At 63.3% G+C, this 21,141-nt stretch carries 18 protein-coding genes, 1 tRNA gene and 1 pseudogene; 15 read left to right on the top strand and 5 right to left on the bottom strand.

The window, feature by feature from the left end:
- Window positions 1-4 precede the first annotated feature (4 nt).
- Complete coding sequence (locus AB7C87_RS23170) at window positions 5-3,313, bottom strand: thermonuclease family protein (RefSeq protein ID WP_369731900.1); 3,309 nt, start codon at window positions 3,311-3,313, stop codon at window positions 5-7.
- A gap of 411 nt (window positions 3,314-3,724) precedes the next feature.
- On the opposite strand from AB7C87_RS23170, the gene AB7C87_RS23165 reads away from it, so the two are divergent.
- From AB7C87_RS23165 to AB7C87_RS23155, 3 genes are all read left to right on the top strand, one after another.
- Window positions 3,725-4,225 (top strand): DUF5810 domain-containing protein, encoded by a 501-nt coding sequence (locus AB7C87_RS23165; RefSeq protein WP_369731899.1) that lies wholly within the window; start codon window positions 3,725-3,727, stop codon window positions 4,223-4,225.
- 25 nt (window positions 4,226-4,250) lie between these two features.
- On the top strand, window positions 4,251-4,661 hold the full coding sequence (locus AB7C87_RS23160) for a DUF5809 family protein (RefSeq protein ID WP_369731898.1): 411 nt from the start codon (window positions 4,251-4,253) through the stop codon (window positions 4,659-4,661).
- An 81-nt stretch (window positions 4,662-4,742) separates the two neighbouring features.
- Window positions 4,743-5,360, top strand: a complete 618-nt coding sequence (locus AB7C87_RS23155) for an NUDIX hydrolase (RefSeq protein ID WP_369731897.1) — start codon at window positions 4,743-4,745, stop codon at window positions 5,358-5,360.
- A 92-nt stretch (window positions 5,361-5,452) separates the two neighbouring features.
- Here the strand turns inward: AB7C87_RS23155 and AB7C87_RS23150 are convergent, their stop codons facing one another.
- Window positions 5,453-6,469, bottom strand: coding sequence for an A24 family peptidase C-terminal domain-containing protein (locus tag AB7C87_RS23150; protein ID WP_369731896.1), 1,017 nt, complete (start codon window positions 6,467-6,469; stop codon window positions 5,453-5,455).
- A 171-nt stretch (window positions 6,470-6,640) separates the two neighbouring features.
- Window positions 6,641-7,438, bottom strand: a complete 798-nt coding sequence (locus AB7C87_RS23145; protein ID WP_369731895.1) for a phytanoyl-CoA dioxygenase family protein — start codon at window positions 7,436-7,438, stop codon at window positions 6,641-6,643.
- 120 nt (window positions 7,439-7,558) lie between these two features.
- Between AB7C87_RS23145 and AB7C87_RS23140 the strand changes: the two genes are divergently transcribed.
- Window positions 7,559-8,926, top strand: a complete 1,368-nt coding sequence (locus tag AB7C87_RS23140; protein ID WP_369731894.1) for an NRAMP family divalent metal transporter — start codon at window positions 7,559-7,561, stop codon at window positions 8,924-8,926.
- A gap of 378 nt (window positions 8,927-9,304) precedes the next feature.
- On the opposite strand, the gene fer is transcribed toward AB7C87_RS23140, so the two are convergent.
- Window positions 9,305-9,694, bottom strand: a complete 390-nt coding sequence (fer, locus tag AB7C87_RS23135) for a ferredoxin Fer (protein WP_369731893.1) — start codon at window positions 9,692-9,694, stop codon at window positions 9,305-9,307.
- Window positions 9,695-9,978: 284 nt separating this feature from the next.
- Window positions 9,979-10,851 (bottom strand): transcription initiation factor IIB, encoded by an 873-nt coding sequence (locus tag AB7C87_RS23130; protein ID WP_369731892.1) that lies wholly within the window; start codon window positions 10,849-10,851, stop codon window positions 9,979-9,981.
- A 251-nt stretch (window positions 10,852-11,102) separates the two neighbouring features.
- On the opposite strand from AB7C87_RS23130, the pseudogene AB7C87_RS23125 reads away from it, so the two are divergent.
- From AB7C87_RS23125 to AB7C87_RS23075, 11 genes and pseudogenes are all read left to right on the top strand, one after another.
- Window positions 11,103-11,885, top strand: a pseudogene (locus AB7C87_RS23125) (YqjF family protein); the annotation flags it as partial.
- A gap of 804 nt (window positions 11,886-12,689) precedes the next feature.
- Complete coding sequence (locus AB7C87_RS23120; protein ID WP_369731891.1) at window positions 12,690-13,262, top strand: magnetosome magnetite crystal formation protein family; 573 nt, start codon at window positions 12,690-12,692, stop codon at window positions 13,260-13,262.
- A gap of 63 nt (window positions 13,263-13,325) precedes the next feature.
- A complete protein-coding gene (locus tag AB7C87_RS23115) occupies window positions 13,326-14,045 on the top strand; it encodes a carbonic anhydrase (RefSeq protein ID WP_369731890.1) in 720 nt (239 codons plus the stop codon).
- 166 nt (window positions 14,046-14,211) lie between these two features.
- Window positions 14,212-14,430: a hypothetical protein gene (locus AB7C87_RS23110; protein ID WP_369731889.1), complete on the top strand. Its 219-nt coding sequence runs from the start codon at window positions 14,212-14,214 to the stop codon at window positions 14,428-14,430.
- A gap of 51 nt (window positions 14,431-14,481) precedes the next feature.
- Window positions 14,482-14,676: a cold-shock protein gene (locus tag AB7C87_RS23105; RefSeq protein ID WP_005554588.1), complete on the top strand. Its 195-nt coding sequence runs from the start codon at window positions 14,482-14,484 to the stop codon at window positions 14,674-14,676.
- A gap of 102 nt (window positions 14,677-14,778) precedes the next feature.
- Window positions 14,779-15,144 (top strand): cupin domain-containing protein, encoded by a 366-nt coding sequence (locus AB7C87_RS23100; RefSeq protein ID WP_369731888.1) that lies wholly within the window; start codon window positions 14,779-14,781, stop codon window positions 15,142-15,144.
- A gap of 156 nt (window positions 15,145-15,300) precedes the next feature.
- Entirely contained in the window at window positions 15,301-16,467 is a 1,167-nt protein-coding gene (locus AB7C87_RS23095) for an ABC transporter substrate-binding protein (RefSeq protein WP_369731887.1), read from the top strand.
- A gap of 131 nt (window positions 16,468-16,598) precedes the next feature.
- Window positions 16,599-17,414 (top strand): DUF6517 family protein, encoded by an 816-nt coding sequence (locus AB7C87_RS23090; protein WP_369731886.1) that lies wholly within the window; start codon window positions 16,599-16,601, stop codon window positions 17,412-17,414.
- A 247-nt stretch (window positions 17,415-17,661) separates the two neighbouring features.
- Window positions 17,662-19,782, top strand: coding sequence for a DEAD/DEAH box helicase (locus tag AB7C87_RS23085; RefSeq protein WP_369731885.1), 2,121 nt, complete (start codon window positions 17,662-17,664; stop codon window positions 19,780-19,782).
- Between the two features lie 200 nt (window positions 19,783-19,982).
- Window positions 19,983-20,873, top strand: a complete 891-nt coding sequence (locus AB7C87_RS23080) for a DUF7504 family protein (RefSeq protein ID WP_369731884.1) — start codon at window positions 19,983-19,985, stop codon at window positions 20,871-20,873.
- Between the two features lie 131 nt (window positions 20,874-21,004).
- Window positions 21,005-21,077: transfer RNA gene (locus AB7C87_RS23075), tRNA-Pro, on the top strand.
- The last annotated feature ends 64 nt before the right edge of the window (window positions 21,078-21,141 follow it).

The following is a 21,141-nucleotide window of genomic DNA, read 5'->3' as shown; positions in this document are numbered from 1 at the left end:
ACCACTATTTTCCAGGTGGTCCGCCGCCGTTGCCAGCGTGCCCTGGTGGTCCACCGCCGTTTCCGGCATGTCCGGGCGGTCCGCCACCGTTGCCGGCATGTCCGGGCGGTCCGCCGTCGCCGGGACCGCTCCCTCGAGGTGCCTTCCCGCTGTTGCCGGGACAGCCGTCGCCGGCGGCTGGGGCGTTGCCGCTATTGCCCGGACACTCACCCTGGTGTCCCGGTGCGTCGCCGCTGTTTCCGGGCGCTTCGTCCTCATCCTCGTCTTCGTCCTCGTCCTCGTCGTCCTCGTGGGCCGACGGATCGTAGGCGTCGAACAGCGGGAACGCCTCGTCGAAGGCCGCCGTCTCGAGCACGCTCGGGTCGTCCGCGAGGTTGTGTTCCTCGTCGACGACCGCGTCCGCGTTGAACCGGAGGTCCGTCTTCAGCGCCTTCGCGAGATCGTTCAGGTTCTCCGTGTGGTCGGCCGTTGCCTCAGAACTGCCGAGCATGACGACGGCGCCGCCCTCGTTTTGGAACTCGCGGAGGGCGAGGATCTCGTCGAACTCGAGTTCTCTGGCTGGTGCCGTGATCAGGACGGCCCGTGGCGTCTCCGCTTCGGCCGGGAGCGTCTCCGGTAAGTCGTTGATTTGGCGGAGGCGAAGGCCCATCCCCTCGAGATACCGGAGATAGTACTGACAGCGCTCGAGCGAGAGCGAGCCGTCGGCGTTGAACTGTCCCTGTCCGCCGGCGACGAGTACGTCGCCCTCTGTCTCCGAGAGGTGATCGAGGAGGTTCGAGAGGAACGGGAAGTTACCGTAGCCGCTCGTGTCGGCGCCGAACTCCTCGGCTTCCTCGTAGTCCTCGTGGATCATCAGGCCACCGACGAGCGCGACGCGTTCGTCTTCGTCGACGCCGACCAGCGGAATCTCGTCGTCGTAGGCGACGCCACCCTCGGCGAGTTCCTGTTCGGCGCTCGAGGCGGCCGTTACTGGCACGCGGTCGCTGGAGAGCGGGCTCCCGCCCCAGCCGTCGGCGCTCCGGATGCTCCGTGCCGACGGGACGAACAGCTCCTCGACGGGATCGTTGCGGATCGGCTCGAGCGCGTCGAAGTCGGCCGCCGACCAGATGCCCCGCCCCTCGGCGAGGGCGTCTTCCTCGAGTGCCGACCACTCGTCGTGTTTCGTGAAGCCCGAAGAGTAGACGCGGGCGTAGCCTTTTTCGACAGTTTCGCGGTTGTAGTTTCGCGAGAACGAGCCGGTCCCGAACTCGGCCGAATAGTCGTCGGGGTCGTAGTACATGTACGACAGGAGCCGACCGTAGTTACCCCGCAGGGGTTCGTCGGCGTCGAACGTGATCTTGACGTGGCGTCCCTCGATACCGGTTTCGCCGGCCTCGGCGTCCTCGGGTGCCATGAGCTCGAGCGAGAACTCGGTGGCGTTTGCGCCCCACTCGTAGAGGTGTTCGTCCGCGTCGTCGGGGATCCCGAACCACTCCTCGGGTTCGTTCTCCGCGGGCGGCGTCTCGGCGGTGTCCATCCCGATGTGGCGAACGACGTCGCGGTAGCCGTACTCGGTGTCGAACTCGAGTTCGAACGTGTCGCCGTCGAAGACGCGGACGACCCGTCCGTAGTACTCTTCGCCGCGTTCGAACTCGATCGCGACGCCGTCTCTGTCCGCGAAGTAGTCGAACACCGGCGAGAACTCCGTCGCAAGCGGCTCGTACTCCGGCCCGGCGTTGTGGACCTCGTCTTCGACCTGGCCGCCGTTGAACCGGAAGGCAAGATCGAGGTGGTCGGCGATCTCGTTTAAGTTCTCCGTCCGGTCGTGGCCGCCGAAATCGGACTGGTCGAACAGGAAGACGCTCCCCCCGTCGTCGACGAACGACTCGAGCGTCTCGAGTTCGGAGTCCCAGAACTCCCACTCGGGCGTAGTGATGACGAGACCGTCCGCCTCGTCGAGTCCGACCGAGACGTCTCCCTCGAGATACTCCTCGGCGAAGTCGGTCGTCGTGAACACGAAGTCGTCCCAGCCGGTCGCGTCGTCTTCGACCTGATCCGCGTTGAACCGGAATCCCAGCCCGAGCGCGTCGGCGATTTCGTTTAGATTGTCGGTCTCGTCGTGGCCGCCGAAATCGGACTGGTCGTGAAGGAAGACGCTCCCCCCGTCGTCGACGAACGCCGCGAGCGCCGCGAGTTCCGCGTCCGAAAACGCCTCCGCGGGGGTGGTGATGACGACGGCGTCGGCGTCCGCGGCGGCTCCATCACCGCCGCTCGAGTCGTCGATATCGTCGTCGCCGTTCGTGGATTCGCCGCCGTCGCTCGAGGCGCCGTCCGAGTTCCCACCGAGAACTGCGAGGAGGTCGTCGGTCGGCTCGACGGTGTAGCCCGTCGCCTCGGCGCCGGCGACGAGGTCTTCGAACTGCGAGACGTCGTAGTACTGGTCGTGGCTCTCGTCCCAGTAGACCGTCTCGCCGTCGATCACGTCGTCCCAGACGGCGCGGACGAACTCCCTGTTTTCCTCGCGGTCGCTCTCGTCCTCGGCGAACGGCGCGCCGAACCCGACCACGGTGTCGTCCCGCGTGATCACCGGAATCCGCTCGTCGTCGGCGTAGATGTACGCGCCTTCGTCGGTCCCGTCGACGTTCGTCGCCGTCCCCTCGGCCCACGCCAGCACCGAGAGGTCGTCGTCGGCCGCGACGTCGTCCTCGGTGAGCGCGTCGCCGTCGGGCGATATCTGGCTCGCCGTCGAGTAGAACTCGAGGACGGTTCCGTCGGCGTCGAACTCCTCGAGGGTCTGTAGCTCGTAGCCGTGATCTTCGGCGTAGCGCCGGAAAACCTGGTGGCTCTCGAGATCCCAGTACTGCTGGTGGCTCTCGTCCCAGAGGACCGTGCTGTCTGACCCCATCAGGTCGTCCCAGGCGTTGAGGACGAACTGCTCGTTGCCGTGGTGAAAGCCGCCGCGTTCGTCGCTCAGGAAGCCAGCGCTTCCGATTCCCATCACGTTGCCGTCCTGGGAGATCAGGGGAATTCGCTCGTCCTCGTAGAAGACGACGTCCTCCTCGTCGGTTCCATCCTCGTCGGCGATCATCACGTACGCCTCTTCGGAGGCCCACGCGACGACGTGATCTTCGTCCGTAAGCGGCCCGCCATCGGCGCCTACCTGCGACGCCGTCGAGTAAAACGACAGCGCCTCGAGTCCGTCGCTCGAGGTCGACCCGCCGCCGGTCGCGCCCGTCGACCCCGACAGCGCGAACGCTCCCGCCGTGGCCCCGAGTAACGAGACGAACGATCGTCGCCCGAGTCTGCCCTCGCCAAACGTGTCGTGCGTGCCCATGGTCTCCCCTGTTTCATCCCATCACATAAGTATTCTCACCCGATAATTCAATCTATTATGATGTTCGTTCCCACGGGTATCCGGCCGGATTCAATTCGGTCGGGTCCTATGGTAGCCACTGCACGTCTCGTACACTCGATCGCCAGACTGGTCGGCGATCAGTGTGTACGTCGTTGCAGTTGTTACGACAACAGCGGCTATCTCGGCGAGTTCGTCTCGACGTCACGCCGAAACCGAGCCGTATTCAACGTGTCTGTCTCGGACGACTATAGTAGCCACTGAAAGTCAGTGTGCACCCGATCGCACGAAGGCTGTGCGATCGGTGTGCAAACAGTTTCAGTTGTTACTATAATTCTCCCCATCGCTCGGCGTTGCGTGGGCGTTTTATTCGTCCGCGGTCACGGGTTCCGTATGGGATACGCCTGCCCGGTCTGTGGCGTCGAACAGGCCGACGCCGAACACCTCGCGAACCACCTCGCGGTCACCGCCTCGCTCGGCCGCCGGGACCACCTCGAGTGGCTCGAGGAGTACGCCCCCGAGTGGGGCGACTGCTCGCCGACGGAACTCGGCGAGATCGTCGCCGCACACGCACCCGAGATCGACACGCCCGAGTTCGAGGGCTCGAGCCGCGGCACCGAGCCGGCTCGACCTCCTGGATTCGAGGGCGGCCTCGCAGAACAGACTCGTCAGCCCGGACGCGGCGAGTTGTCGGGGGAGGCGGCGGGCGTCCTCGAGGAGGCCCGGGCACTCACCCGGCGGATGCAAGACGAAAGCGAGGACGATGGAGACGACGGGCAGGAAGGCGGCACGGACGATGGGGACGCGGGCGGCGGAGGCGAGGATGGATCGAACGTCGAAAACGAGAACGTCGCGGACGAAGGGGCCGAGGGCGGATCGAACGAAAACGCGTAACTAGTCGACGCCCGACCGTTCGCGTATGCACACGGTCGGGACGTTCGAGTTCGAGTCACGAGCGGCGACACGGGAGGCGTACGAATCTGTCGGCCCCGCGGCTCAGACGGTCGTCCGCGAGGTCGCCAAGGCGATGGAGTTCGATCGCGCGGAGTACGACGACCGCGTTACGGGCGACGTCGTCGAGACGGCTCGAGACGCGCTGTTCGCGAGTCTCCTTTCGGTCACCGTCGGCACCCGCGAGGAGTACGACGAGTGGCGCGACGCCTACGAAGGCGAGGTCACAGAGGCCGGTCACGAACGGGTCGACAACGTCGTCTGGCATGCCGGACCCGACGGCGAGGCGGTCGCCGCGACGTTTCAGGACGAGGAGGAGGCGGCGGTCGCAACGCTGCGCCGGCAGGCGTTCGGCCGAATTTACCGGGATCTGGTCTGAGACGGGTTCTGCGGCGGTCGCATCGACCACCGTCTCGAGGAATCACCACCGCTTATCCGTTCGAGCGTCGATTCCCCACCGATGACGAACTCCGACGAGTGGACGCTAATCGAGGCGGTCACCGAGTACGAGACGCCGTGGTACGACGCGGGGTACGACCTGCTCGAGCAACCCGACGGGAGCGAGAAGCGATACTACTGGGCCGAGTTGCCGCCCGCGGTCGTCGTGGTGGCTCGCGTCGACGGCGGAGTGATCGCGACCCTCGACGGCGACTCGGCGGGGACCGACGACGCGGAGGGGTCAGACCGCGACGCGATGGACGAGGATCAGCTCCTCTTCGTCGAGCAATACCGGCCGACGATCCGCGAGACCCACCTCGAGTTGCCCGCGGGCATCGTCGAGGACGGCGAGTCGTACACGACGGCGGCGGCGCGCGAACTCGAGGAGGAGACCGGTTTCCGCCCCTCGAGTACCGCGTTACTTCAGGAGTACGCCGTCGCGACCGGCGTGCTTCGCCACGACCGGGCCGTCGTCTACGCCGAGGGCCTCGAACTCGGCGAGCGAAAACTCGACTCGAACGAGTTCCTCGAGGTGCGGACGGTTCCGATTTCCCGGGCGCTCGAGCGCACTCGCGACCAACCGGCGAACGACTCGACGATGTCCGCGCTGTTGCTGGCGAGCGAGGACGGACTGATCTAAGGACACCGCTCATACGGTCTGCTGTAAGTCATTTCCGGTGCGACCGCGACCCGTCCTGCGGTCGCACCGGTAAATCGTTACAGCAAACCGTATCAGAGTATCGTTCCGATCAACAGATCGCCGTACGTAAGTGCGATCACCATTCCGACGAACACGGGGACGAGAAACGGCGTCCCGGGCGAGATCCAGACCGTCTCGGACTCGGCGAGCACCTCGAGTCCCTCCCGGAGTTCCGCCGGCGTCGTCCCGTAGGCCGACCCGTCGATCTCCGAGAGGAACGTTTCCGCACCCCACGGGTCGTCGTAGGTGGGCGTCTCGCCTGCGTCCTCGAGTGGGCTCGGGGCGTCCTCGGTGAACTCCTGGCTCCCGCCGTCGCTTCGTACCGTCGCGGTGACGGCACCGTCGGTCGGCGGGTTGGGGTCTTCCGGCACCGTCGCCGGATCGCGGTACCGATCCGGGTGCTCGCGGACGTCCTCGAGAGAGAGGCCGCGCCACCGCAGGTACATCCGGAGGGCGTCGAGGTCGAGGCCGCGGCGAGTGAGTCCGGTCGGCGTCTCGAGCAACGTGCCGTGTGTCGTCGGAACGCGATCCCAGGGGATCGGCCAGCCGACGACCATGACGGGTGCGATCCGTCCGGCCGCGGCGTTTCGGAGCGCTAGCACGATCGGAATGGCGATTCCGACGACGACGGCGTTGGTCAGGATGGTAAACGAGAGCGCGCCGACGGGCGTCGGCGCGACCGGGAACGTCCACGAGCCGATCGCGTACGTCGGGAGCGTCGGAAAGAGCAACGCGATCACCATCAACGCCTTCGCGTCGGCGCCGCCGAAGCCGCCGAACCACCAGAACAGGTACCCGATGGGGACGACGAACCCCAGGCTGATCGCCGCCGGGAGGAGAAACTCGTGGGTCCAGACGAAACCGCCGGCGTTCCAGGCTCGCCAGCCGTCCCAGACGAGCAAGAGCCCTCCGAGGCTCGCGAGCGGAATCCAGACGCCACTCGAGACCCGGCGTGTCTTGATGTCACGAACCGCGACCCAGGCGAAGACGGGAACCGCGACGAGCCGCAGGAGGTCCGGTGCCGCGATCGACGTGCCAGCGAGCGTCACGTCCCCCACTCTCGAGCGCGGCGGCGTTATTGTTTCGGCTGGCGTTCGGGGGATGGATCCGACCGGGAGTTCAGGTTCTGAACGCCACTAGTGGCGTCCCAAGCCTGAACTGCTGAGCGAAATCATGCGGTAGGTGTCGATTTCGCTCGTCAGTCGACGCTTGGGAGGGTACTAGACGCAACCGGGAAACTCCTCGCCCGCGATCCGAACCGAGTCGACCCACGGCGGCCGCTCCGCCTCGTCCTGCGTAAACCGCGACCGCGAGGTCATGTAGGCCATGATGAGCGCCCGTCGCCACCGGTCGGTCTCGTTCGGCGCCGTGTAGTGAGGCAACAGACAGTGAGAGAACAGCGCGTCGCCGGCCTCCATCGGGACCGGGACGAGGTCCTCCTCGTCGTATTCGGACTCGGGGATGACGATATCGGTGTCGTACTCGACGGCCTCGTGCTCGAGGAGCCCATCCCTGTGTGCGCCGGGGACGACGGTCATACAGCCGTTTTCGGGCGTCGCCTCGTCGAGGGCGATCCAGACGGTGACGTGGTCCATCGGCTGGATCGGGTAGTAGGCGGCGTCCTGGTGAAATCCCTTCTCGCTTCCCACCTGGGGCGGCTTGAACATCGCGGCACTTCGCAACAACTTGAGATCCGGACCGAGCAGGTCCCGTGCGGCCGAAACGATCGAGTCGTTCTCTGCCACCTCGCGGAAGACGTCGTCGGTCTCGACCATTCCCAGACCCTCGAACTTGCGAACGGCGTCACCTCGCTCGTCGACCTCCCGTTCCCCGCGTTCGACCGCCGGCTCGAGTTGGGAGGTAAATCCCTCGCGCTCGCGGTCGCCGTGGGTGTACTCGCGCAGTCGACGTCGTACCCGCTCGACCGTCTCCGTCGAGAGCGCGTCCTCGAGGACGACGTACCCCTCGCGCTGGTACTGTTCGAACTGCCCGTCGCTCAGCGTGGTAATCGTGGTCATTAGGTAGTCGTCGGTGGTATTCTGAAGTAATAGTTCCGCTTCACCGGGCGGCACCGAATATCTCTGGGTGGTACAACAGAGTGGAACGGTTTATACGTATCGGGGAGAGTCTCCCACCTAATGGGGACAGGCGAACTTTCACACGAATCGACGGCGACGAGGCGGGAGACGTTCGGCCGATACCTCTCGAAGATGGGACCGGCGTGGCTCGCCGGTGCGATCGCGGCCGGCCCGGCGACGATGGCGAGTGTCATCACCGCCGGTGCGGCCTTCGAGTACGCGCTGTTGTGGGTCGTCGTCGCGTCGGCCGTACTGGGGACGACGGCCCAGTACCTCTCGATGCGACTCGGATTGCTCACCGAGTCGGGCATCGTCGCCGTCGTCGAAGAGCACGTCGGCGAGTTCTGGGCCTGGGTGCTCGTGATCGACGCCGTACTCGCGTCGGGGCTCGCACAGATCGTGATCATGAAGACGCTTGCGGACGTCAGCGCGGCGATCACCGGCGTCGACGCTCGCCTCTGGGGACTGGCCTGGGCGGCGATCCTCGCGATCGGACTGGCCGCCGGCGGCTACTCGATCGCCGAACTCGGCGCGAAGGTGATCGTCTCGGCCGTCGTCCTCGCGTTCGTCGCGTCGGTGTTTGTCGTCCCGATCGATCCGGGCGCCGCCGCGACCGGACTGGTTCCCGTTATTCCCGACGGACTGAGCGGCGCCCTGATCGCCGCTGGCGTCCTCGGCGGCGCGGTCCACATCACTCTCGTGACGATGCACACCTACACGTTGCGCGCCCGTGGCTGGACGCGCGAGGACTACGAACTCGGGTTGTTCGACGTCGGCTCGTCGATGTTCGTCGCGTTCGGAATCTTCAGCCTCGCAACGTTCCTCGTCGCGGCCAGCGTCCTCTATACGCCGGATCTGGTCGCGACCGAACTCGACGCCGCGGCGGCCGCCGAGGCGCTCGGCCCACTGGCCGGCGAGTACGCCCAGTGGCTCTTCTTGCTCGGTCTGTGGGGTGCGGCGATTTCGACGCTCGGGGCGAACACCGTCGTTCCGCCGTACCTCCTCGCGGACAAACTCGGTTGGGAACCCGACGTCTCCGACACTCGCTTCCAGGCGGCGATCGTCGCCGTCGCGGCCGCAGGTGCGATCGGCGCGTTCCTCGAGGGAGCGTTCTTCCCGCTTCTCGTCCTCGTCCTCGCGTTCGGCCTGATCGGGACGCCGTTTGCACTCGTCGTCGTCCTCTACCTGCTCAACCACCCGGATGCGGTCCCGGAGCCGAACCCTCGCTTCGCGAACGCCGGCGGCGTAATTCTGGTCGGCGTCGCCGCGGTCACCGCCGGGTCGTTCGTCCGCGACGAACTCTCGGTGGTCGCGACCGACCCCCTCTCGATGTCGGGATTCGTCGTGGCGTTCGCGCTCGTGATGACCGTCGCGACAGGAGGGCTGATCGGGAAGTACGTCCTGACCGTCAGGTCTTCGACCGACTGAGGCGGGTCACCGTCGCTATTTGCCGGTGAGACCGCCGTTCGGGTCACGCTCTCATCGGAACTGACCGACAGTAAACCGTATGAGACGGTTTGCTGTCCTGATCTGTCGGCCCACCCGCTCCGGGTCGTGGTCGCGCCGGAACCGACGGAGAACAGACCGTATGATGGGGTCGTTGTAACGAGTTATCGGTGGATCGAGCCCATCGGTCTCGATCGACTCGTGGTGGCGACCGATTTTCGACGACCTCCTGGAGTACCAACCCGTCGCGATGCTGGGATCGACGAACCGAGCGAGCGACGCGCCGGTTCGGACGACGGGTTGTCACTCGCGGGCGACGACGGCAGAAATGGTTGCGGTGGCCCGGCGGACGGGCGGTGTTTAAATGACGCGGTTCTGCAGGTAGTCGAGGTGCTTTGCGTTGTAGACGATCTTGACCTCGTCGGTCTCGGCAGACCCGATACAGGTCAAGACGACGTTTTTCTCCTCGACTTCCTCGTCGGAGAGGATCTGTTGCATGTCCATGTTGATCTCTCCGTCGACGATGATTGCCGCACAGTTCGCACAGGCACCAGCACGGCACGAGAAGGGCCAGTCGTAGCCCTGGGCCTCGGCGGCTTCGAGGATGTACTCGCCCTCGTTGACCTCGAGCGTTCCGTAGTCCTCGTCGTCGAGGCCCTGTTCGGCGGCATCCTCGAAGATATTGTCGTCGTAAATGTCCCAGCCGTTGTCGTCCACTACTTCGTAGTTGAGGTATTCTACCGTGGGCATCACCCGAGGATTCACGTCCCGTACTGGTATAGCTTGCTGTTCAGTCTTCAATCGTTTTTGAGTATAAATTCGGATCTCCTGTGACGATCCGACGAACAACTGTCGGTACATCCTCTGATTTCCGGATGAACAGACGAATCGACGACGAAGTTCGGCCGATATCGTTACTATTTCAAAACCGTCTGACAGCGTGGTGATCACCAGACCACGACGTCGCCTGTGGCCGATCAATTGTCGTTACAGTAGCGACGATACGGTATCGATGCTACTCGAGATGGCCGCTACTACTCTTCGAGTTCCGCGGCGGTCGATCGGATCGTCACCGGAGCGACGTCGGCAACGTCGGCGGCGTCGGCTTGCGTGAGCGAGGACGACTCTTGATGATCGCCTGCGGCTTTGTAGAGACAGGCCGCCGCGACGCCGCTTGGATTCCGACCGCCGATCAGTCCCTCCTCGAGTAGGGTTCGAACGTACTCACGGGCCCGCCGCTCTACACTCGTCTCGAGTTCGAGTTTCGAGGCGTACCTCGGCAGATACTGGCTGGGATCGATCGGCCCCGTCGGCAGACCCAGTTCTCGGTTCAAGGCCGTGTACGCCGCCTTGAGTTCGTTTTCGTCGGCCCGCGCGACGTCGACGATTTCGTCGATGGTTCGAGGGATCGAACACGCCCGACAGGTCGCGTAAATCGAGGCGGCGGAGAATCCCTCGAGCGATCGTCCCTGGAGTAATCCCTCGGACTGGGCGGACTTGAACAACGTACACGACTCCTCTCGAACGGTATCCGGGAGCGAGAGCAACGCGTGAATCCGTCTGATCTCGGCAAACCCGTAGATCTGGTTTCGTTCGACTTTCGAGGAGACCCGTGCGCGATTGTGTTCGCGTCGAAGACGGGCGATTTGTCGCCGCTTTCGGCCCGTCAGCCGGGAACTGTACGAATCAGATCCCGACGCGTAGCCGATCTCCGTCGACAGCCCACGGTCGTGTCTCGAGCGAGTCAGCGGTGCTCCGGTTCGACGACGGTCGGTTTCGTCGTCCTCGAACGATCGCCACTCTGGCCCCCGATCGATCGCGTCTTCTTCGGAGACGAGACCGCACTTCTCGCAGACGGTTTCGGTCCCCCGTTTGCGCAATCGACCATCACACTCCGGACAGCTCATAATCGAATCGGTCTGCACGATTGGTAATTACCTTCGACCGTTACTGATTATACTATTGTATTTAAACTATCGGCCTATCGAATTAACGGTCGGCGAGTCGAACGTTCGGTTCGAATCGAGAACGATCGGATTGGGTTCATCGGGGGTTCACGGCGATCTATGGCGGATTACCATCGATGCTGTCAGCTTCCTCCTCGTTTTATCCCGGTGGTCGTCGTAGTCCGGGGCGAATCGGTTTGCTCGCACTCGAGATGTCCGAACACCGTACAGATTCGGTTCGATTTGAGACCGACGACGAGTCGTTTCCGCGTATGCCCCACGTCGCGTCGATGACGTATCGACACGGACTGTTTGCCCATTGGCCTCTCGACCCCGCCGAGGTTAGGCCCCACGTTCCGCGAGAACTCACCCTGGAAACGCGGGACGGGTGTGCGTGGGTCAGCGTCGTCCCGTTCGTGCTCGGAAACGCCGGACTCCGTGGGACGCCGCCGCTGGCCAGAACCGCGTTTCCCGAACTCAACGTCCGGACGTACGTCAGATACCGTGACGATCCGGGACTGTATTTTTTCAGCGTCGACATCGGCTCGCCGTTGATCGCCGCGCCAATTCAACGACTAACTCGGCTTCCCGTCTACGGCGCCCGAATGCGAGTCGGTTCCGACGGTGATCGGGTCGGCTTCTCCAGTATCAGAAACTACACTCGGTTCGGCGCCGGTTCCCACCCGACCGAAGATAGAAGGGGTTCTCCCGTCGAGTTTTCCGCGACGTACCGATCGACGGGAGACGTCGTCACCCCTGAACCCGGTACGCTCGAGTATTGGCTCACCGAGCGCCGCCGGTTCTACGCTCCCGAGGACGGCGGCGGCGTTCTCACCGGTGAAATCGCCCACGATCCGTGGCCGCTCCAACCGGCAGAGGCAACTATTGCCGCGAATACGATGCTCGAGGCTAACGGACTGCCGGTGCCGACGGACGATCCGGTGGTTCACTACTGCGAGGAGCTTCCGATGACGGGGTCGATCCTTCGCCGACTCGCTCGGCGAACAGATAGTAGTCACTGCAGGTCTTGCACACCTGATCGCCAGACGAAAAGCGCGGTTCGGAGCGAGCGCGGTTCGGAGCGAACGAAGTCGTTCGAACGACCGCTGGTCGTTCGTGATGACGAAAATCTTCGATTTTCGAACCATGAGCGAGAACCGCGGGAACGCGAACGGGGAACGAACGTGACCCGTGAGCCAAGAAGTCGTTCGAACGACCGCTGGTCGTTCGTGATGACGAACATCTTCGATTTTCGAACCATGAGCGAGAACCGCGAGAAAGCGAACGGGGAACTTAGTGACCCGTGAGCTCGGCGATCGGTGTGTACACCGTCGCAGTTGTTACTATAACTGAGGGTGTCAGAGGAGGCTTCTCGTGGGATTGATTTCTACCGCTCTCAGACGAATAGCACGGTCACTACACGTGCTTAGTGAGCACGAGCATTCGCGCGAACGAGTGGTCCGAAGGACCCGGTAGTGAGCGCGATTCACCGGTCGAACGGAGCGAGACCGGCTTTTTGGCATGAACGGGTTTTCGTCGAGCGGTGCGCGAAGCGCACCTGAGACGAAAAGAGGTTCGCCTGTACTGACCGTTTGTCGGACAGTGCAGAGAGAGTGTGCGAACCGTTGTATGACACTCACTATAACTCGATAGCCACACCGATCGGACAGTCAGTGGTTCTCGCCCATTTCGTTCGTAACGACGGCGGGCGAACACCTCCGGAAGCGGAGGCGAAACTCGTCGTGGACGTCGTCGAGGGGGCTAGCACGTTTTAATAGCCGAGGAAGTATCACTCGACCATGGACGACTACTGCTGGCACTGCGGTGCGGACGTCGATCCCGACGCGAACTTCTGTTCGGAGTGTGGCACGGAGCTGACGGGAGGCCGGGACGGCGACCGACGGCCGATCGAGGGAGCTGATGATGGAGGTGAGGAAGAATCGGGAACGAACACCGCGAGTGGGTACGAAACGGGAGAGAGGAGCGGATACGGCGCCGATCTGGTAGACGGGAACGGGTCCGATGACGGCGGATACGCCGCGGGGGGTCGCCAGGATGCCGGTACGAACGACGACGAACTCCTGGCCGCGGCCGCACACCTCCTCGCGATCTTCACGTGGATCGTTGGCCCCGCCATCGTTCTCGTCGTCGCCGACGATCCGTTCGTGGACGAAAACGCCCGAAATGCGCTGAACTGGCAGATCGTCTATACGCTGTCGATGATTGCGGCGACGCTCCTCTCGGCTATCTTGATCGGGATCCCCTTCCTGATCGCCCTTCCGTTCGTCAACGTCGCCGTCTGTGCGATCGCCGCAGTCAAGGCCTACGGCGGTGAAACGTGGGCGTACCCGCTCACGCCCGACTTCGTTTGATCGGTCGTCCGCAATCCTGCCCGAAAGGCAACTGTTTTGAACATCCTCCGTGCTCGTTATCGTATGGTTGGTGAGGACGCTCAGGAACACGACGACGAGGTGCTCGAGCAACTGCTCGGTGGGAACGAGACGCACGTCGACGACCTTCCGTCCGAACACTTCTCGGCGGTCAAAACCGGTCAACACCCGGACGTCGTCTCGATCTGCTGTTCGGATTCGCGGGTTCCACAGGAGCAGATGTGGGGAGTCGACGATCCAGGAACGGTGTTTACGCCGAGTAACATCGGCAATCAGGTCTGGGACGACGACGACGGCGAGCGGATCGTCGACGGGGGCGTGCTGTATCCGATCTATCACGCCGGAACCGACGTCGCGACGATCGTCGGACACACCGGCTGTGGGGCGGTGACGACCGCCTACGAGGTTGCAACCGGTGCCGACGAACCCGGTCCGCGTGGCGTCGACAAGTGGATCGAACTGCTCGTTCCGGTCATCGAGGAAGCCCTCGAGAGCGACCTGATCGACGCGGACGCGGACCGCGAGACGGTGATCAACCAGCTCGTCGAGTACAACGTCGACTATCAGGCGTCGTTTCTCCGCGAGTCCGAGGACGTGCCCGACGAGGTCGACGTTTACGGCTTCGTCTACGACTTTCAGGGGATCTACGGCAACGAGGACGGTCGAACCTACCTCGTCAACGTCAACGGCGAGACGGACCCCGACGTGATCGCCGACCTGGTCCCCGATCGGTACGAGACGTCGACACACAGCTTGCTGTACTGACGTCACTCCGAACACGCGAAGATCAATTTGTTGAGCTCACTTCGAACGTGCCGAGGTCACTCTGTGCGTGCATCGACCACACTCGAGGGACTGACCGCGGTCGGTTGAACGCGATCGATGCACTCGGTACCGTTTTACCCTCGGCACGGAAAGAAACGAGTGGACGATGCGCTCGATTCTCGAATCCGACGTCGGCTTCTACTACGCGATCGGCGCGTTCACACTCGGCGTCTTCGTCGTCGGGCTGGTCGGCCTCTGGACGGTCGGATCAGGCGGTGTCGGGACGAGAGAGCTGGTCGGACTCGTCGTCGGGTTCGTGCTGTTTATGCTCGTCTACATCGTCTCGATCGCCGTTAGACGGCTCGAGGAGGCTGAAGATGTCTAATCGCCGAGAGTCGGAGCGTTTATACGTGTCCGGCCAGTCTCTTTAGAAGCAATGGCGAAAGGAACCGTTGATTTCTTCAACGACACTGGCGGCTACGGATTCATCGAGACTGAGGACGCGGACGACGACGTGTTCTTCCACATGGAAGACATCGGCGGCCCGGACCTGGAAGAAGGACAGGAGCTCGAGTTCGACATCGAGCAGGCCCCCAAAGGCCCGCGCGCGACGAACGTCGAGCGCCTGTAAGGCGGATTCGTAACGGTATCGGCACTTGAATGCAGTATTTTACGCCTCGCAAGCGACAGCGTTGTCGGGAGATTTAGGGCGCTATAGGGCGCAGTCTTGTGTATGACCGAGCCACTGGTTCGTTCGAGCGAGGAGATCGAGTACGAGTCGGTCGACGCCGCCGACGGCATGCGAAAGGGCGTCCTGATCGACGAGCGCGACGACGCGCCGACATTCGCGATTCGCCGGTTCGTCCTCGAGCCGGGCGCCGAAGTGCCCGAACACACCAACGCCGTCGAACACGAACAGTACGTTCTCGAGGGCGAGTACACGGTCGGTATCGGCGACGAGGAGTACGAGGTGGCGGCGGGCGACTCCCTGTTGATTTCTGCCGGAACGGTCCACTGGTACCGAAACCATGCCGACGAGTCAGGGGCGTTCCTCTGTGCCGTCCCGAACGGCGACGACGAGATCGAACTGCTCGAGTGAAGCGATCACGGCTCAGAACCCGGTTCAACGCTTCGTACCCGGATCAACGCCGAAACGACTTCCCCTGGTTTGGGCCGCCGCTATCGGAGAGAGCGATCGGCCGCGATGGGAATCTCACTTCAGAAGCTTTTTCATCTTTTAGGTTAGCCTAAAACCATGCGACACGGACCGATATCGACGAGACGAGAACTCATCTCGGCCGGCGCTGTGATTGCTGGAATTGGAACGTTAGCTGGCTGTACGTCCCAGGAGGGGAACGAAGGCGGGGGAACCGATACGTCCACCGTAGAATCGACCACAAGTGGCGCGGAAGACGACGCCGAAAGTGGTCTCACCGAGAGCGACGCCGTCACGATGGAGCCGGTCGGCACCGTCGAGTTCGATGCAGTGCCGGAGACGTGGGTTGCCAACAACGGTAGCTGGGCCGATATGGGAATTGCACTGGGCCAGGAACCTCCCGAGGCCGTCTGGCTCACTGAACGGTATCACACCCAGTACTACGACGAGATTCCCGGCGTAAACGTCGACAAGAGTGGGATGGTCTCTCTGTCGGATCAGGGCGTCGACAAGGAACTGTTCTACGAGATGAACGCGGACGTCCACGTCATCGATCCGAACTTCCTGATGAATCGGTTCGATGGGTGGGACGAGGACGATATCGACGAGATCGAACGGGCAATCGCACCGTTTTTCGGTAACAGCATTTTCTCCCGCGATTACGCCTGGCACGACGAGTACGAGTATCTGACGCTGTACGAGGCGTTCGGGAAACTCGCGGAGGTGTTCGACGAAGCGGAGCGTTACCAGGCTTTCGTCGAAGTTCACGACGAGTTCCAGGCGACCCTCGATGGGATCGTGCCTCGGGAAGACGACCGACCGGCGGTCGCGATCCTGTGGCCCGCAGAGGAGGGGACGTTCTTCCCGTACGTCGTCGACGAGGGAACGAGCTTCAAACAGTGGCACGATCTCGGCGTCCACGATGCGCTGGGCACGGCCGATCTCGAGGACTTTCACGACTCGCGCGGACAGATCGACTACGAAAACCTCCTCGAGATCGAGCCCGACGTACTCTTGATCCGCGGCAACGAGGCCCTCACCGAAGCGGAGTTCCAGGAGACCGTCGTCGCGGAGATGGAAGATCATCCCGTCGCGAGCGATCTCACCCCCGTCGAAAACGGCGAGGTCTACCGTGGCGGTCCGCTCTACCAGGGGCCGATCACGAACCTCGTCGTCACGGAACGTGCGACACGACAGCTCTACGACGTCGACGAGGAGCTGTTCGATCGCGCTCGCGTCGCCGAGATCGTTCGCGGCGAGATCTAATCGGTTCCGTCTCTCGAGTCGCCAGCGTCGTCTACGAATTCGACCGACGTGTCACCGAGTCGTGTCATGATATTGGCGTCGATTCCCCGTACCGGTACACTCTTGGGCCTGAATTCACCATTTCGGCCAGGATGAATCGACGACACCTTCTGGCGAACGGCGGAGCGATCGGCCTCGCGGCGCTTGCGGGCTGTCTCGGCGCGGTCGGGTTGGCCGAGCACGAAGCGACGCCGACCGGTGTCACGTCGGCGACTCGAGCGGAGACCGGGTACGAACAGACCGAAGTCGACGAGATCGCGATCGAAGAAGACGTCGAGGTTGCATTCTACAGCGAGACGGTCGTCGCTCGCAACTATCTGGTCGAACACGAGAAGGCGATAGATATGGGGCCACTCGGTGAGCAACGCGGTGCCGTCTTCACCGTTTTGACGACCCCGAAGGTCGACGTCGCCGGTCGGGAGTTCAATCCAGTTCGCGAGATGTCCGCCCGCGAACTCGTCGAGTTGGTCGAGAGCAACTACGACGACCTCGAGAACGTCGAACACGAGCGGGACGACAGCGTCGAGATCCTCGATCAGGAGACGACGGAGTCTCGATTCAGCGCTCGAGCGGCGTTCGGCGGTGCACCCGTCGACGTCGCCGTCCACGTCAGCGAGGCGGTCGAGACCGCCGAAGACTGGGTCGTGACGATCGGCGTTTACCCCCAGAATGTCGCGACTCGGGAGGAGGACAACGTCCGTTCGTTGATGGGGAACGTAATCGAGAGCGTCGACGAAGACCAGACGGTCGATGGCGGGAACGACGATGGAAGTGCAGGGAACGGTGGAAGCGGCGACGAGGATGGAAACGATAGCGGTAGAAGTGATGACGATGGAAACGGCGACGACGGGAGCGACGACGATGATCACGAGAACGGTGGGGCGGACGACGGGATCCTCGACGTCTGATCCGAACCGCCGTCCGTCGGTACCGTCGTCGCTGGAACCCGTCCTGCGGTCGTTCCGAAAGCGGGCGAGCGATTCGGACGCGGTCCTTACTCGAGACGATCACTCGAGATTCAGTACCGTTCCAACGGTCGACTGCCGAGCGAGATCGACACTCACCGCATGATTTTCCCCATCACCTCGGGGTCGAACGCTCCCAGCGCCGTCCGGGTCCGAACCGCTCAAGTATCCATCCGCGTTAGAAGCGCACGTGTCGAAGCAGGTTCAGCGGGTCGAAACGATCTTCTGTCACGAGACGGGCGACGACTACCTGATCGTCGTCCAGCGCGACGGCGAGCGGTTGTTCCGGGCGAAACTCGGGCTCTCCGAGACGTCCGCCGGCCCCCGGCCGGCCAAGTTCCGACTCAAACAGGGCTCGAGCGAGGAGCCACGCCAGCCCGACGAGTTCGTCGAACTGGCGCGCCGATCCGAGCGAATCCGTATCTCCGAACAGACCTCACCCGAGGGGCGCGAGGAACTGACCGAGATGCTCTCCGGGTACCAACTCGAGGAGAAGGCGAAAGCCGTCCGGACCTGCCGGTACTGCGCCTCCGCGGGACGGTACTCCCCGATCACGACCGAGACGGCGGTCAAAGACGACCGTGACTGGATCTGTCGCGACTGCGCCCGCCAGGAACTCGAGCGTCAGCTTTCGTACTCGGGCGCCGGTGGGGTCACCGGCGCCGCGAAAGACCGCCTCGAGGAACTCATGCTCGAGGTGCAGGATCTCCAGCGGATCGTCAACCTGCTCGAGGGACGCCTGGATCCCGATCTCACGAAGTTCGATACGATCTCGGCGACGACCGACGAGGTCGATCCCGTCCGCGTCGACTCGCTGGATCTCCACCCCGATCTCCAGGGACTGCTCGAGGATCGCTTCGAGACCTTGCTCCCGGTCCAGAGTCTCTCCGTCGAGAACGGATTGGTCGATAGCGCGGAACGGAGTTCCGCGGACCATGCGAGCGGGCGAAGCCCGCGAGCAGACGGTGAAGACCAGCTCGTGGTGTCGGCGACGGCGACCGGGAAGACGCTCGTCGGCGAGATGGCCGGCATCGACCGCGTCCTGAAAGGGAAAGGGAAGATGCTCTTTCTCGTCCCGCTCGTGGCGCTCGCGAACCAGAAGTACGAGGATTTCCAAGACGAATACGGCCACCTCGTCGACGTCACCATCCGCGTCGGTGCGAGCCGGATCAACGACGACGGCAACCGGTTCGATCCGAACGCGGACGTCATCGTCGGCACCTACGAGGGGATCGATCACGCCCTGCGGACGGGCAAGGAGATGGGCGACGTCGGAACCGTCGTCATCGACGAGGTCCACACCTTGAAGGAGGACGAACGCGGCCACCGCCTCGATGGACTTATCTCGCGGCTCAAACATGTCACCGAGCAACGGGCAACCCGCCGCGACGACTACCAGGGCGCCCAGTGGATCTACCTCTCGGCGACCGTCGGCAACCCCGAACAACTTGCGAAGGCGCTCGAGTCGACGCTGATCGAATTCGAGGAGCGGCCGGTGCCGATCGAACGCCACGTCACGTTCGCCGACGGTCAGGAGAAGGTCCGCGTCGCGAACAAACTCGTCAAACGCGAGTTCGACACGGAGTCCTCGAAGGGGTATCGCGGCCAGACGATCATCTTCACGAACTCCCGCAGACGGTGTCACGAGATCAGCAGGAAACTCGAGTACTCCGCCGCGCCGTATCACGCCGGTCTGGATTACAAACGCCGGAAGTCGGTCGAACGCCAGTTCGGCGAACAGGAACTGGCGGCCGTCGTGACGACCGCCGCGCTCGCCGCGGGAGTCGATTTCCCCGCCTCGCAGGTGGTCTTCGACTCGCTGGCGATGGGAATCGAGTGGCTCTCGGTCCAGGAGTTCTCCCAGATGCTCGGCCGCGCGGGACGGCCGGATTATCACGACGAAGGGACGGTGTACGTTCTCGTCGAACCCGACTGTTCGTACCACAACTCGATGGAGGGGACCGAGGACGAGATCGCGTTCACCCTGCTCAAAGGTGAGATGGAGTCTGTGATGACCCACTACGACGAGGGAAGCGCCGTCGAGGAGACGCTCGCGAACGTCGCCGTCGGCGGAAAGTCGGCGAAGGCGCTCAACGATCGAATGCTCGGTGAAGTGCCGACGAAACACGCGATCGCCAAACTGTTGCAATACGAGTTCATCGACGGCTTCGAGCCGACGCCACTCGGGCGCGTCGTAACCGAACACTTCCTGGAGCCCGGAGAGGCGTTTACGCTCATCGACGGTATCCGAAAGGACGCCCACCCCTACGACCTCGTCGCGGATATCGAACTTCGCGACGCCGATCTGTAGTCGTCCCACGAACTGCCATCTCTCATCGACGAAACCACGACCGGCCAGTAGGTACACCGAAACGTCGTTTTCCTCGCTCCCTGTTGTTACCGGATACGCAGTAGCGAGGGCGTTCAGCTCCGCCGTCGGCCACAACGGTGAAGGCCGAGAGTTCACATATCACGAGCACCACCGCAGGCGTCGCCTCGAGTGGCACTCTGATGGATCCGATCTCACCCGACGCGGTCGACCCGCCGGCGAACGTCCTGTTCGTCGATGACGAGTCCCACGGGCCACGAGCGTGTCACGAACTGTGTCGCGGGGGGGCCAACAGCGCCTTCCTCGCGGTGTCGGTCGACGGACCTCGAGCCGAACGGCCGAGTCCCGAGGGGATTGGCGGACCGATCGAATCACTCGCCGTCGGCGAGGGCGCCGAGCGGAAACCGGCGGGCGATCGCGAGGCCGTCAATACCGGGCCGATATCGGATCCAGGCGATCTCTCAGCGATCGGGACCGCTGTGCTTCGGACCTGTTCCAAGTGGTCCGAGTCCGGCAGGGAGATCTCGATCTGTTTCGACTCGGTAGACGAGTTACTCGAGCACACGTCGCCGAGCGGCGTGTATCAGTTTACCCACGCACTGGCGAACCGACTCTCGAACGCGGACGTCTGTGCACACTTTCACCTCGATCCGTCCAGCCACGAAGCGGAGGTCGTCTCGAACCTCGAGGAAATTTTCGACGAGACGGTGACGGTCGACCGCCCGAGAGAGGAAGGCGACGAAGCTGGGACGAACGACGAAAGCCAGACATCCGACTCACAGACGGAGACGGTGACCGACGACGATTCGCTCTCGAGAGCCGTCGAGAGACGTTCGGGTTCCGAGGCGACCACCCTGGAGCCATCTCCGGAAACGGGTGGGCGCGAGTTCGTCGAGGCAACTGACGCCGCGGTCGCCGCGGCGTTCGGCGACGAGCGAGACGACGACGAGCGAGACGACGTCGGGTCAACCTCATCAGGAGAGGAATCGGATCGGGAGTTGCCGGAGGCAACTGACGCTGCGGTTGCCGCCGCGTTCGACGACCAACGAAACGGAAGCGAGACAGCGGAGTGAGCGAGAACCGCGGTTATCGCCCACTGGTGTGCAAACAGCTTCCGTTGTTACTCTCCGTGTCGACGAGTACCGTGATCGCTCGTCGGGACGGAACGAAACCCTTTATGATGTGCGCCCGAAAGCGGGTGTACGGGATCGTGGGTTAGCCTGGTATACTTCGGGCCTTGGGTGCCCGTGACCCCGGTTCAAATCCGGGCGATCCCATAGCGAGAATAAGGGTTACGCAACCCTTATACGCCGGTTTTACTCAGATCACTAAGTCGCTTCG

Source organism: Natrarchaeobius versutus, from assembly GCF_041205745.1.
Taxonomy (GTDB): Archaea; Halobacteriota; Halobacteria; order Halobacteriales; family Natrialbaceae; genus Natrarchaeobius; species Natrarchaeobius versutus.
The sequence above is the reverse complement of the archived record's forward strand: the minus strand, read 5'-3'. Positions and strand labels throughout refer to the sequence as shown.

Coding starts and splice junctions, on each gene's coding strand:
- AB7C87_RS23170 (WP_369731900.1), bottom strand. CDS start 3,313: ATGGGCACGCACGACACGTTTGGCGAGGGCAGACTCGGGCGACGATCG.
- AB7C87_RS23165 (WP_369731899.1), top strand. CDS start 3,725: ATGGGATACGCCTGCCCGGTCTGTGGCGTCGAACAGGCCGACGCCGAA.
- AB7C87_RS23160 (WP_369731898.1), top strand. CDS start 4,251: ATGCACACGGTCGGGACGTTCGAGTTCGAGTCACGAGCGGCGACACGG.
- AB7C87_RS23155 (WP_369731897.1), top strand. CDS start 4,743: ATGACGAACTCCGACGAGTGGACGCTAATCGAGGCGGTCACCGAGTAC.
- AB7C87_RS23145 (WP_369731895.1), bottom strand. CDS start 7,438: ATGACCACGATTACCACGCTGAGCGACGGGCAGTTCGAACAGTACCAG.
- AB7C87_RS23140 (WP_369731894.1), top strand. CDS start 7,559: ATGGGGACAGGCGAACTTTCACACGAATCGACGGCGACGAGGCGGGAG.
- fer (WP_369731893.1), bottom strand. CDS start 9,694: ATGCCCACGGTAGAATACCTCAACTACGAAGTAGTGGACGACAACGGC.
- AB7C87_RS23130 (WP_369731892.1), bottom strand. CDS start 10,851: ATGAGCTGTCCGGAGTGTGATGGTCGATTGCGCAAACGGGGGACCGAA.
- AB7C87_RS23120 (WP_369731891.1), top strand. CDS start 12,690: ATGGACGACTACTGCTGGCACTGCGGTGCGGACGTCGATCCCGACGCG.
- AB7C87_RS23115 (WP_369731890.1), top strand. CDS start 13,326: ATGGTTGGTGAGGACGCTCAGGAACACGACGACGAGGTGCTCGAGCAA.
- AB7C87_RS23110 (WP_369731889.1), top strand. CDS start 14,212: ATGCGCTCGATTCTCGAATCCGACGTCGGCTTCTACTACGCGATCGGC.
- AB7C87_RS23105 (WP_005554588.1), top strand. CDS start 14,482: ATGGCGAAAGGAACCGTTGATTTCTTCAACGACACTGGCGGCTACGGA.
- AB7C87_RS23100 (WP_369731888.1), top strand. CDS start 14,779: ATGACCGAGCCACTGGTTCGTTCGAGCGAGGAGATCGAGTACGAGTCG.
- AB7C87_RS23095 (WP_369731887.1), top strand. CDS start 15,301: ATGCGACACGGACCGATATCGACGAGACGAGAACTCATCTCGGCCGGC.
- AB7C87_RS23090 (WP_369731886.1), top strand. CDS start 16,599: ATGAATCGACGACACCTTCTGGCGAACGGCGGAGCGATCGGCCTCGCG.
- AB7C87_RS23080 (WP_369731884.1), top strand. CDS start 19,983: ATGGATCCGATCTCACCCGACGCGGTCGACCCGCCGGCGAACGTCCTG.